The following is a 12,632-nucleotide window of genomic DNA, read 5'->3' as shown; positions in this document are numbered from 1 at the left end:
GACGACGTTCGTCAGGTCGACCGTCGCCCACTGGCCGTTCGCATACCTGGCGGTCCCCTGGAGATGGCCGTCCGTGCTGCGGGAGTAGATCATGAGCGTGCCATCGGAGTCGGTGGTGGCACTCACGGCGCCGTCGGTGGCGGGTGTGCCGGCCTGGTTGGCGAGGTCCGTGGTCGCCCACTGGCCGGCGGCATCCTTGTAGGTGATCTGGAGATGACCGTTGGCAGCATTCGCGCTGGCCACGCCGACGGTCCCGTTCTTCTGGGTGAAGGTCGCAGGCACCCCACCCGCCGAAACCGGGGTGCCGACGATGTTCGTCAGGTCGACGGTCGCCCAACTCCCGTTCGGCTGAAGAGCAGTGAGACTCAGATGCCCGCCGTCCGTCGAACCACGCGAGTAGATGGCAAGCGTGCCATCGGGGTCCGTCGTTGCACGGACCGCACCTCCGGTGACCGGCGTACCGACCTGGTTGGTGAGGTCGCTGGTCACCCACTTGTCGGCGGCATCGCGATACGTGATCTGCAGGTGCCCGTTGGCGGCGTTGGCACTGGCCACACCGGTGACACCGTTCTTCATCGCGAAGGCACTGGGCGCACCACCCGCCGAAATCGGAGTGCCCACGACATTCGTGAGGTCAACGGTCGCCCACTTGTCGGTCGGATACCTGGCAGTCCCCTGAAGATGACCGTCAACGCTACGAGTGAAGGTGTAAGCCGTACCATCAGCACCACTCACCGAACCACCGTCACCCAACGCCGGCACCCACGCCGAACCCGGCGCCGGGTCGTCGACGACGTTCTTGTAGCGCAGCGCCTTGTAGTCGCCGTTCGGGTGCGAGTCGAGGGACGCGGCGTTGATCGAGACGCCGGTCCGGTGCTTCACCGGTGTGCTGCCGAAGGAGTAGTACGAGAAGGTGGTGTGGGCGGCGTCGTCCCACTTCTCGAAGAGGATGACGTGGTCGTAGTACGAGTTCAGGATGTCGCCCGGCATCAGGTCGCTGCGGCTGATCTGGTAGGTGAAGCTGTCCGCGAGGCCCTGCGTGTTGGCGCTGGTGCCGAGGTGCCAGGCCATCGAGACGTAGCCCGAGCAGTCCGTGCGGTAGCCGCGGCCGGAGGAGTCCGGGTACGAGCCGCCCTGGTCGTAGTTGATGTTCTTGCCGTACCAGAACTGGGCGCGGGCAAGGATCTCCGAGCGGGTGATCTGGCCGCCGACCGAGGAGGTCGTCGCCGCGTACGAACTCCCGGCGGTGACGGCCGTGACGACCACGGCACCGGAGGCGGCGATGGCGGCGGCGAGCGTGACGCGCAGCAGCTTGGACGTCTTCGAAGGCATGACGGTGCTCCAGCGGGGAGAGAGGGGTGGGATCGGCCGTGCGTGGTGCTCGGCACACACCGGGCCGTGACGGCCGTCCTCCAGGAGCAGCGGTCGGTGACACCTGGTCCGGTGTGCTGCCCCGGGCAGGTGCTCCCTGGCGGCAGTCACCAGTCTCACCACAGGTCAGGAGCCTCGAAAGGGCCTTCGGCTGGCCTGAATCGGCCCAGGCCCGTTCCGGCCAGCCCGGACGTTCCGGCGCTCTCCCTCGCCGAACTCGACCCCGCCAGCAGCCCCACCTCGACAGCGCCAGCGGCGCCGCTGGCGCCAACGCCCAGAACGCCTCCGGAGCCCGCGGGGCGACGGCTACGTCCTGATCACCTGGTGACCAGTTCTGCACCAACGGCTCTGTCCCGTCATCGCTGGTGGCGATGCGGGACAGGTATCGCTGGCAGGTCATGCGCCCCTGCCCCGGCCTTGCCCCTGCGGCTACGGGGGGTTGCCGAGGTTGCCGGGGAAGGACGTCGGGACCGTGGCTCAGCCGAGCGTCAACGACTTGGCGTGGGTCCGCCAGGCCTCGTCCACCGAGACGGTCTCACCCTTGTAACTGGGGCTCTCGTAGCCGGTGGCCTGGAATCCGGTGAACAGGTTGAACCAGCAGTTGGCGTACGGGCGCACCGAGTAGACGTGGTCCTGGAGCGGGGCGGGGATGTCGAAGGAGTAGTCGGCGGCGTTCCCGTTGTAGCACGCGTGCGGGCCGGTGAAGGTCACCGATTGGCCCCCGAAGAAGAAGTCCTGGTAGATCGTCCCCAGGACCACCAGGTCGGAGAGGCCGGCCGGGCTGTTCAGCTCCTCGGCGAACGCGCTGTCGCGGGCGGCCTCGGCGGCGGTCGGCGGAGCGTCGGCGACCCGCCCGCCGGTGGCATAGCCGATGGCCTCCCGGTAGGTGCCGAAGCACTGCGCCTGGCCGCCCTGCGCGTTCACCACGCAGTGTCGGGTCGAGTCTCCGGCCGTCGTGGGTTGAGCGACGGCCGTGGCCGCGCCGGACAGGGACAGTGCGATCGCCGTCGCCGCAAGGACGGCTCCGATGCGCTTGAGGGAGCGTGCCATGGTTGATCAACTCCTGGGTCGAAGACCGGCGCCTTTCGGCCGGTGCACGGCAACCCTCTCAATCGGCTGCACGATTCTGGCATGATCTGATCACTGCTTTGTCGTGACGCACGCTGCCGCGTGCCGGCACGTGACAGCTCAGGTGACACACCCGGGCGCGGGGTGACGCTTCGTCAACACCGGCGCCCCCCAAGGGGGGTGCCTCGGTATCGCCGGTGGGGGGGGCATGGAGTTCAGGATCCTGGGGTCCCTGGAGGTGTGGGCCGGGGCCGCTCCCGTACGGTTGGGCGGACGCCGTCAGCGGAGTCTGCTGGCGATGCTCGTGGCGCACTCGAACCGGACCGTCCCGGTCGCCCGACTGGTCGACACGGTCTGGGACCAGGACCCTCCGGCCACGGCGGACCGCCAGATCCGCAACATGGTCGGCCTGCTGCGCCGCATGCTCGGCACGGGGGCGGCCTCCCCCATCGTGACCGACGGCGCGGGCTACCGGCTGGTGGCGGACGACGCCCGGGTGGACCACCGCCTGTTCGCCTCCCGGGTCGCGGCGGCAGCGGACCTGGACGCGACGCAGGCCGTCCCCCGGTTGCGCGAAGCCCTGGAGCTGTGGCGCGGCCCCGCGCTGGACGGGTTGCCCGGCCTGGTCTTCGCCGCTCTCGCGGCCGGCCTGGAGGAGCAGCGGATGGCCGTGCTGGAGCGGCTCTACGAACTGGAGTTGGAGGCGGGGCGGCACCGCGAGGTCGCCGCGGAACTGACCGGCCTGGTCGCCGATTTCCCGCTCCGTGACCGCCTGGTGCGGCAGCTGCTGACTGCCCTGCACCGCTCGGGCCGACACGGCGACGGGCTGGAGGCCTACCGGCGCCATGCCTCCCGACTCTCCGAGGACCTCGGGCTGGACCCGACACCTGAGGCCCAGGCCCTCCAACGGGCCCTCCTCCTCCCCTGTCCGGCACCGACCACCCATCCGGCACCGACCGCCCGTCCGGACCAGACCGCCCCGACCACCGGCGTCGCCCCTGCGGCGCCCCCGGCGGACCCACGACCCGAGCAACTCCCTTCCGGCCTCTCCGTGTTCGTCGGCCGCGCCCCCGAACTGCTCGTACTGGACCGGGTGCTGGCCACCGGGGAGCCCGGCGCCCGCCAGGCGGCGGCACCGTGCGCCGTGATCACGGGTGCCGCCGGAGTCGGGAAGTCCGTGCTGGCGCTGCACTGGGCCCACCTCACGCGGGAGCGGTTCCCCGACGGACGGCTGTTCGCGGACCTGCGGGGCTGGTCCGCCGCCGGCCCCCGCCCCCCGCACGGGGTGCTGGCGGCGTTCCTGCGCGCACTGGGTGTGCCGGCCGAGTCCATACCGGCCCAGTTGGACGAGGCGTCCGCGCTCTACCGGTCGCTGCTGGCCGGGCGGCGGATGCTCGTCGTCCTCGACGACGCCGCCGGCCCGGAGCACGTCAGGCCACTGCTACCGGGCGGCAGCGGCTGCGCCGTCGTGATCACCAGCCGGGACCGTCTCACCGGACTCGTCGCCCGCGAGGGCGCCCACCGGGTCGCGCTCGACGGCTTCACCCCCGCCGAGGGGCAGGCGCTGCTCGCCCGCATCCTGGGCGCCGACACCGCCGACACCGCCGAGGCGCAACGGCAGGCCGGCGCCCGGCTGCTCGACGCCTGCGGGCACCTCCCGCTGGCGCTCGGCATCGCCGCGGCCCAGCTACGCGATCGGCCGCAGCGTGATCTCGTCGCCTTCGCCGACGAGCTGGCCTCCTCCACCGACCGCCTGGGCGCCCTGGAGGCCGACGGTGACGACCGCTCCTCCCTGCGATCGGCCTTCGGCCTCTCCTACCAGGCGCTCGACCCCGCCGCCCGACGCCTGTTCCGCCGGCTCGGCCTGTTCCCGGGGGTGGACATCAGCGCCCCCGTCGCCGCAACCCTGTCCGCGTACGCCGTCGACGAGTGCGAACGGCTCCTCGGCCGCCTGACCACCGCCCACCTGCTCGCCGAGCCATCACGGGGCCGCTACCGCTTCCACGACCTGCTGAAGCTCTTCGCGGCCGAGCTGGGCGCCCGCGAGGAGAGCCCGGAGGAACAGCGGGAACTACACGAGCGCTGGCACGCGTGGTGCCTGCACCACGCGCACGCCGCTGCCCGGGTGCTGACCCCCGGGCGGCGGCGGGTCCCCCTCGGCCCGCCGCCCGACGGCCTGCGGGTGGCCGACCTCACCGGCCCCGAACAGGCCACCCGATGGTGCGACGACCAGCGGGCGAACCTGCTCGCCACCGTCCGCCACGCTCACGAGCGCGGGGACGACGAAACGGCCTGGAAACTGCCCGCGCTGCTGTGGAGCTACCTCCACCGCGCTTCGCCGCAGACCGAAGGGGTGGCCCTGGGCCGGACGGCCGTGGCCGCCGCCCGCCGCCTGGGCGACCTGAGCGCCCAGGCGCACAGCCTCAACGACCTGGGCCACGTCTGGGGCGCCCTGGGCGAACTCACCCTGTCCCGGCGGACATTCCAGCGGGCCAGGGGCCTCGCCCACAACGCCGGCGACCGGTGCGCCGAAGGCCGGGCCCTGGCCAACCTCGGCGCTTACCACTACTTCACGGGCCGCTACGCCGACGCCGGGGAGTACTACGAGCAGGCCCTCGACCTGCTGACGGCCGACGGCCCGGAGACCGATGACTGGACGGCCGACCTCTGCCGTACCAGCCTGGCCCCGACCTACCTGCTCCTGGGCCGCTACCAGGAAGCATCGGACCACGCGAGCCGTGTGCTCGCCCGGCCCAGGGCCCAGCGGAACGGGCCGATGGACTGCTCTCTGCTCAACACCCTGGCCGCGGCGCAGCACGCCCTCGGGCGGCCGGAGGAGGCGGTCGGGCACTACGAACGGTCCCTCGCCGTGAGCAGCCGCCTGACAGGCTATCCCGCCCAGCGGGCCCACGCCTTGGCAGGACTGGCCGCCGCCCACCGGGCACTGGGGCGCGAACAGCGCTGCCGTCAGGCCTGGGACGCCGCGCACGAGATCTACGCGGAGCTGCCGGCGCACCAGCTGACCTCGAACCTGCCGATCCTGGCCGCACTGGGTTTCACTCCGCCCGCCACGACCGACCGGCGACCCTAGGTGTTCTGTCACGTGTCGGAACGACGTCGGAGCCGGGCCGTGGCCAGCACTCCCAGAACCACCAGCAGACCGCCGATCGCGATCCCGACGTGCTTCGCACTCAGCAGACGGCTGTGCCTGCCCTCGGCCGCGGCGGAGCGCGGAGGAGGGGGGATGGTGGCCCCGGAGCTGGGGGTTTCCGACGCAGACTGGCCGTCCTGAGGACTGTCCGTCGCCTGGGGCGACGGGGAGCCGGACGGGTCGCTCCCGTCGGCAGGTCCGCCCCCGTACAGAAGAGCGCCGTCACCCCGGTCGCCCTCACCGCGCTCACCGCCGTCGCGCTTGTCGATGCAGTGGGTGGCCGGGAAGGAGAAGACCCGTTCGTGGCGGTCGAACGCCTTCACCACGAAGAGCGGGTGCTCCCTGAAGAAGTCACGGATCTGCCACTCGTACTGGTTGCTGGTCTGGGTGGGATAGTTCACGTCCAAATACGTTGAAGGAGCGAAGTTGTCCCATGGTGCTGCCGGCGACGAGGGCGGGGATGACGTGGACCCCTGGAGAACGAGAGCCTCCGGCCCGTGCCGGCCGTTCTTCAGGATGATTCGGAAGCTCTGGTCGATGAGGATGACACGGCGGGCACTGTGGCAGTCACGCGGGGGATTGTGGTCGTGGTGTCCTCCCTCCCCCACCCCGTCCCCGTCCTGAATCCACAGGGAGCCGAACGCATGCCGCGCGGACGCCTGCGCTGCGACGTCCGCCGACGGAGACGCGAGGGCGATGACCGCGCCCGCCAGCGACGCTGCGACCCGGGGACGGCGATTCATCCAACGACCTCCATGGGTGGCGAACGCGCTGGACCGCCTGCTGGGCGACGCGTCCGAATCTCAGGAGAAGTTAAGAGGAGTCGACTCGTCACATCGTGAGCCTCCCTGGGGAGCCCTCCTTTTGTCACTCAGCCGCAGCAGTCGGTTGACGACCTGGTCAAGCGCTGGGCCGGGCGGGCTCACGGAGTGCGGGCGGGGTGGGGTGGCAGGGGGAGGCGGAGGAGGAAGCGGGCGCCGGCGGGGGAATCGGCGAGGGTGAGGGTGCCGTGGTGGCGGGTTGCCAGGTCGCGGGCGATGGCGAGGCCGAGTCCGGCGCCGCCGGTGTCGCGGGTGCGGGCCTCGTCGAGGCGGGTGAAGGGGGCGAAGACGCGTTCGCGGTCGGGGGCGGGGATGCCGGGGCCGTCGTCCAGGACTTCGAGGACGGCCCAGTGGCCGTCGGGGCCGGGGTCCTCGGTGAGGGTGACGGTGACGTGGTCGGCGGCGTGGCGCAGCGCGTTCTCCAGCAGGTTGCGGAGCAGGCGGTGGAGTTGGGCGGCGTTGCCGGGGACTTCCAGCGGGCGGTCGGCGTGGACGGTGATCCGGCTGGTGCCGTGCGGGAGTTCGGCGGCGACGTCGCGGGCGAGGTCGGTGAGTTCGACCCGGGTGTGGTGGGCCGGTGCGGCGAGGGGTGGGCGGGCGAGCAGGAGCAGGTCGTCGGCGAGGTGCTGGAGGCGGACGGTGTCGGCGCGGGCGGCGCGGACGACGGTGGGCCAGTCGGTGCGGTCGGGGTGGGTGAGGGCGACCTCCAGGGAGGTGCGCAGTCCGGCGAGGGGACTGCGCAGTTCGTGGGAGGCGTCGGCGACGAAGCGGCGCTGGGCGGTGACGGCGTGGTCGAGCTTCTCGAGGGTCTGGTTGGTGGTGGTGGCGAGGTGGGTGATCTCGTCGGCGGTGGGCGGGACGGGGACGCGCCGGTCGAGGTGCTGGGCGGTGATGGAGGCCATCTGGGCGCGGATCGCCTCGACCCGGCGCATCGCCCGGGCGGTGACCGCCCAGGCGATGGCGGCCACCAGCAGGACGGCGAAGGGCCCGGCGACCAGCAGCAGCCGTTGGACGGACTCCTGGACGCGTTCGGCGTCCCAGGGCGGTACGAGCAGGTAGGCGGTGACGGTGCGCTCGCCCCGGTCGGGTTCGCCGAAGCCGGACAGCAGGGCGCGGCCGTCAATGCCGCCGGCGCTCTGCCCGTACAGGGGGAGGGTGCGGTGGGCCAGACGGTTCGCGGTGCCGGTGCCGGTGGCGGGGACGGGGGCGTCGAGCGTGAGGGTGCGGGAGACCTGCCCGCCTTCGGGCAGCGGCGTGAGCTGGGCGGCGACCTGGGCACGGAAAGGTTCGAGGTCGGGGCTGACCTCCAGGAGCCGGCCGGAGTCCAGGACGAGGGCGTAGACGCGGTCGCCGAGCAGCAGGCCGCTCGCCGGGACGTGGCCGGTGCGCATGTCCGCGACCGCCACGTCGAGGCGGGCCTGTGCGGCGACCTTCGCGTCGTCCAACTGGGAGTCGTAGAGGCTGTGGCTGAGCCAGAACGCGCCCGTGGTGAAGGCGGCGGCAGCGGCCAGGCCGGCCGCCGCCGCGGAACGGGCCCGCAGCGAGCGCAGTGAGTGCAGTGAGCGCAGCAGCCGGGGCAGCCGCGGCGGCCTAGCCACGGGAGTCCAGCCGGTAGCCGGTACCGCGCACGGTGACGATGGAGTTCCGGCCGAACGGGACGTCGATCTTGCGGCGCAGCGCGCTGACGTACACCTCGACGATGTTCGGGTCGCCCTCGTAGCCGCTCCCCCAGACCTGGTCGAGGACGGTGGTTTTGGCGACGACCTCGCCGGGGCGTTCGGCCAGGCACTCCAGGACGGCGTACTCGCGGGGCGTGAGGGCGACCGGGGTGCCGGCGCGGCGGCAGGAGCGGTCGGCGGGGTCGAGGACCAGGTCGCCGACGGTCAGCGCGGGCGGGCGTTCGGCGCCGCCGCGGCGGACCAGGGCCCGCAGCCGGGCGACCAGGACCGGGTAGGAGAAGGGCTTGGCGAGGTAGTCGTCGGCGCCGGTGTCCAGGGCCTCGATCTCGTCGTACTCGCCGTCCTTGGCGGTGAGCATCAGGATCGGGGTGGTGACGCCTTCCTGCCGCAGTTGGGCGCAGACCCGGTAGCCGTTGAGGCCGGGGAGCATGACGTCCAGCAGGATCGCCCGGTAGTCGCCGGTGCGCGCGTACCAGAGGCCGGAGCGGCCGTCGTGGACGACGTCCACGGTGTAGCCCTCCGCTTCGAGCCCGTCCCGGAGGGCATCGGCCATCCGGGTCTCGTCCTCCACCACCAGTACGCGCATGCGTCTCAGCATGTCACGGGGGGTGTCGCGGTTCCTGAAGGTGCTTTCAGGCTCTTTCAGCGGATCTTCAGAGGGCGGGTCGGACGCTTCGGGGGTCGCCCCACGTCCGCCCTACCGCGAGGTGAGCCCCGTGACTCTGACCCTGACCCGCGCACCCCGCGCCACGGTCGAACCCCAGCTCCAGGCCCAGTCCCAGCTCCAGTCCCAGCCCCAGGCCCGGCCGGGCCGGACCGCCCTGCTGCCCTGGGCGCTCGCCGCCGTGCTGTTCGCCGCCTACGGCGCGCTGTCCGTCTCCCGCCATCTGCACCTGCGGACGTCCGGCTTCGACCTGGGAATCTTCGAGCAGGCCGTCCGCGGCTACGCCGAGGGCCGCGCGCCGGTCTCCGAGCTGAAGGGGCCGGGGTTCCACCTGCTCGGGGACCACTTCCACCCGATTCTGGCCACCCTCGCACCGTTCTACCGGGCGTTCCCCTCCCCGCTGACCCTGCTGGTCGCCCAGGCGGCGCTGCTCGCCGTGTCCGCCGTCCCGGTGACCAGGGTGGCGGCGCGGGCGGCCGGTCCGTGGGCGGGCGCGGGCATCGGCGTCGGGTACGGGCTGTCGGTCGGCCTGCAGCAGGCGGTGGCCTTCGACTTCCATGAAATCGCCTTCGCCGTACCGCTGTTGGCCTTCGCCCTGGAGCGGCTGACGCTGCGGAGGTGGCGCGCGGCCGCGTGGTGCGTGCTGCCGTTGCTGCTCGTGAAGGAGGACCAGGCGGCGACGGTCGTGGCCGTCGGCTGCTACCTGTTCTGGCACGGCCGCCGCCGACTCGGCGTGGCCGTCGTCGCGCTCGCCACCGCCACCGTGGCGCTGGTGGTGCTGGTCGTCATCCCGGCCCTCAATCCCGACGGCGTCTACACCTACCTGTCCAACGTGGACGGTCCGTCCGGCGACCCCGTGACCAGGCTGCTCCTGCCCGCCCAGAAGTGGGGGACCGTCGCCGTGCTGCTGGCCCCCACCGCGTTCCTGGCCCTGCGTTCGCCACTGATCCTGCTCGCGCTCCCCACCCTGGCCTGGCGGTTCTGGTCCACCAACCCCGCCTACTGGGGGACGGGCTTCCACTACGGCGCCGTCCTGATGCCGATCATCTTCGTCGCCTTCGCCGACGCCCTGGCCCGGCTCCGCGCGCGGCACGGCCTGCGGCGGTGGACGGCCTGCGGCCTCGTGGCCGTCGGGCTCGCGGTGACGGTTGCCGCCCTGCCCTTCCGCCCCCTCGCCGAGCTGGCCCGGCCCGCCACCTGGCAGCGCGACGCGACGGCCGACGCCGTGCGCGGGGTGCTGCGGGTGATCCCGGACGGTGCGCAGGTCGCGGCCGCCAACGGCATCGCGCCCCAACTCACCGACCGCACCCGGGTTTTCCTCTTCCCGTACTACCCCGGAGGCCCCGGCGCGAAGCCCGACTGGGTCGCGGCCCACGACCACCCGCGGGACGGCCTCTTCCCCGCCGGCCAGGAGGCCGAAGCCCTTCGCGCCCTCCCCGCCGCCGGCTACCGTCCCGTCGCGAGCGCCGGCGGCGTCACCGTCTACCACCTCGGCGCGCGGGAATGACGGCCTCCGCGGGAACGTCGGCCACCGGGGTGCGGGCGCGGGACACGTGCGCTGCGGCAGGCACCAGGTAGCCGGCCCCGGCCACCCGGGCCGGCTCCAGGCCGCCGGTGACGTAGTCGTTGTGCACGTGGGTCTCGGCACCGACCTGGCCGCTCAGGTCGCCGGTGCGGCGCGGTCTCCCGCCCCGGCGTCAGACGGTGAGGTGCCTGGTGCCGGGGTCGGTGGCGGCCTCGGGGGTGGTGCCGTGCTGCTCCTCGTCGGGGCGGGCCTCCCTGGGCAGGAGGAAGGTGATGGCGAGGAACACCACCAGCAGGCATGCCTGGACGATCAGCGCGTGGTGGAAGCCGGTGGTGAAGTCGCCGGCCTTGACCTGGCCGAAGAAGACCGAGCCGAAGACGGCGACGCCGATGGAGCCGCCGACGGCCTGGACCGCGGTCAGGACTCCGGATGCGGAGCCGATCTCGTGGTCGTCGACGGCCGCGAGGATGAAGCTGAACAGGGCGGCGATCACCATGCCGGCGCCGATGCCCGCCACGACGGTGCCGGGAACGATGTCCCAGATGGAGAAGGTGGCGGTGTCGAGGCCGTCGAGTTCGAACCACAGCGCGGCCGCACCGGCGAGCTGGACCAGCGGTCCGATCTGGAGCACGCCACGGCCGATCCTGTTCACGAGGAAAGCGCCGCTGACGGCGCCGCCGATCGCGGTGCCCACCGCGAGGGGCAGGTTGCCCAGTCCCGCCTCACCTGCGGTGAAGTGCCTGCCGATCTGGAGGTAGAGGGTCAGGACGAGCTGGGTGCCGATCATCCCGCCGAAGAACAGGGCAATGCCGCCGAGCCCGACGGTGAAGGCGGGCTTGCGGAGCAGGGCGGGGGTCACCAGCGGTTCGCGGCCCGCGGCGGCCGTTCGGCGCTGCTGAAGGGCGAACAGGGCGAAGCCGATCGCGGAGGCGGCCATGCTCAGCCAGGTCCACAGCGGCCAGCCGTCCTCCTCTCCCTGGTTCAGCGGCAACACGAGCAGGGCGCACGAGGCCACGATCAGGGCCGCGCCGGTGATGTCGACCCGTACCGTGCGACTGCCCGCCCTGTCGGGGACGAACTTCGCGGCGACGATCAGGGCCGCGAGTCCGATGGGCAGGTTGATCAGGAACACCGATCTCCAGCCGAGGCCGAAGAAGTCGCCCTCGATGAGGAAGCCGCCCAGGACCGGGCCGATGATGCCGCCCAGACCGAGCACGGGCCCGAAGATCGCGAAGACCTTGGTGAGCTCGGGCCCGGAGAAGTTCTCCCGCAGCAGGCCCAGGCCCTGGGGCAGCAGCAGCGCCCCGGCGGTGCCCTGCAGCAGACGGAAGGCGATCAACGACTCGATGTTCGGCGCGAGCGCGCACAGCAGCGAGCTCACGGTGAAGGCGGCCAGGCCGACCAGGAACATCCGGCGCCGGCCGTACCGGTCGCCGAGGCGGCCGCCGAGGACCAGGCCGGCGCCCAGGGTGAGGGCGTAGCCGCCGATGACCCATTGCAGTCCGACGGGGCCGGAGCCGAGGGATTCCCCCAGGTCCGGGCCGGCGACGTTGACGATCGAAGCGTCCAGGAGGTCCATGATCTCGGCCGTGATCATGACCGCCAGGATCAGCCACCGCCATCGGTAGGGCTCGGTGGTGGTGCCGAGGGTGGGGGCAGGGGCGGACACGAGCAGATACCTCCATGGTGAAGTAATTTCACAGTGAAGGTAAAATGATGGAGATAGGTTGTCAACCTGGAATGCCGATGTGACCGCGCGGCGGACGACGAGGGTGGAGGGTCCCGTGGAAGAGGCCAAGCGCGACAAGGTCGCGGAACAGCGCAACAAGGTCGCGGAACAGCGCGAGCGGCTGACGGAAGCGCTGAGGATCTACGGCACCCACTACACGGAGCTCGGCCGCCGCTTCGCCGCCTGGCTCGGCCTGCACTCCACCGACGCCATCGCGCTGCTCCAGATCACCGCCGCCGAGGAGCGCGGAACCCCCCTGTCACCGGCCCGGCTCAGCGAGCGGATCTCCCTGTCCACGGGAGCGACCACCGCACTCCTGAACCGCCTCGAAGCCGCGGGACACATCACCCGCGCCCGTGAACACACCGACCGGCGCATCGTCACCCTGCGCGGCGGAGGGCACATCCGGGAACGGGCGGAGGAGTTCTTCGACCCGGTCGCCCACCGCCTCGACGCCGCGATGTCGAACTACCCGCCCCGGCTCCTGGAGCAGTTCGAAGCGTTCATGGCCGACCTGAACACCACTTTGGACACCCACCTCGGGGAACAGGACTCCAAGGCGCCGCACTCCCCCGACACGTCCGCCCCCGGCACGTCCGCCCCCGGTCGGGAATGATCCGGACG

At 72.2% G+C, this 12,632-nt stretch carries 9 protein-coding genes; 3 read left to right on the top strand and 6 right to left on the bottom strand.

Annotated features, from left to right (window positions below):
• The coding region (locus AB0R04_RS03580; protein WP_363367809.1) for a hypothetical protein at positions 1-1,332 on the bottom strand (1,332 nt) is incomplete at its 3' end.
• Between the two features lie 516 nt (positions 1,333-1,848).
• Positions 1,849-2,421: a hypothetical protein gene (locus AB0R04_RS03575; protein ID WP_363367807.1), complete on the bottom strand. Its 573-nt coding sequence runs from the start codon at positions 2,419-2,421 to the stop codon at positions 1,849-1,851.
• A 226-nt stretch (positions 2,422-2,647) separates the two neighbouring features.
• On the opposite strand from AB0R04_RS03575, the gene AB0R04_RS03570 reads away from it, so the two are divergent.
• Positions 2,648-5,530, top strand: coding sequence for a BTAD domain-containing putative transcriptional regulator (locus AB0R04_RS03570; RefSeq protein WP_363367805.1), 2,883 nt, complete (start codon positions 2,648-2,650; stop codon positions 5,528-5,530).
• An 8-nt stretch (positions 5,531-5,538) separates the two neighbouring features.
• Here the strand turns inward: AB0R04_RS03570 and AB0R04_RS03565 are convergent, their stop codons facing one another.
• The 3 genes from AB0R04_RS03565 to AB0R04_RS03555 all read right to left on the bottom strand — a co-directional run bounded on the left by AB0R04_RS03565 (position 5,539) and on the right by AB0R04_RS03555 (position 8,676).
• Positions 5,539-5,991 carry a hypothetical protein gene (locus AB0R04_RS03565; protein WP_363367803.1) on the bottom strand — a complete coding sequence of 151 codons (453 nt, stop codon included), beginning with the start codon at positions 5,989-5,991 and terminating at the stop codon, positions 5,539-5,541.
• A gap of 521 nt (positions 5,992-6,512) precedes the next feature.
• Positions 6,513-8,009 (bottom strand): HAMP domain-containing sensor histidine kinase, encoded by a 1,497-nt coding sequence (locus AB0R04_RS03560; RefSeq protein ID WP_363367801.1) that lies wholly within the window; start codon positions 8,007-8,009, stop codon positions 6,513-6,515.
• The gene (locus tag AB0R04_RS03555; RefSeq protein ID WP_363367799.1) at positions 8,002-8,676 is read right to left on the bottom strand and encodes a response regulator transcription factor; all 675 of its coding nucleotides are present in this window, start codon (positions 8,674-8,676) and stop codon (positions 8,002-8,004) included. The genes AB0R04_RS03560 and AB0R04_RS03555 overlap by 8 nt, the downstream gene beginning before the upstream one ends.
• Before the next feature lie 130 nt (positions 8,677-8,806).
• Between AB0R04_RS03555 and AB0R04_RS03550 the strand changes: the two genes are divergently transcribed.
• Positions 8,807-10,261, top strand: coding sequence for a DUF2079 domain-containing protein (locus tag AB0R04_RS03550; protein WP_363367797.1), 1,455 nt, complete (start codon positions 8,807-8,809; stop codon positions 10,259-10,261).
• A gap of 190 nt (positions 10,262-10,451) precedes the next feature.
• On the opposite strand, the gene AB0R04_RS03545 is transcribed toward AB0R04_RS03550, so the two are convergent.
• The gene (locus tag AB0R04_RS03545) at positions 10,452-11,948 is read right to left on the bottom strand and encodes an MFS transporter (protein ID WP_363367795.1); all 1,497 of its coding nucleotides are present in this window, start codon (positions 11,946-11,948) and stop codon (positions 10,452-10,454) included.
• Positions 11,949-12,063: 115 nt separating this feature from the next.
• Here AB0R04_RS03545 and AB0R04_RS03540 point away from each other — a divergent pair, with 115 nt between their 5' ends.
• Complete coding sequence (locus tag AB0R04_RS03540; RefSeq protein ID WP_363367793.1) at positions 12,064-12,624, top strand: MarR family transcriptional regulator; 561 nt, start codon at positions 12,064-12,066, stop codon at positions 12,622-12,624.
• Positions 12,625-12,632: the final 8 nt, after the last annotated feature.

Origin of the sequence: Kitasatospora sp. NPDC056731 (assembly GCF_040687675.1) — a bacterium.
Classification (GTDB): domain Bacteria; phylum Actinomycetota; class Actinomycetes; order Streptomycetales; family Streptomycetaceae; genus Kitasatospora.
Note: the sequence above shows the minus strand (reverse complement) of the source record. Positions and strands in the feature narration are given on the sequence as shown.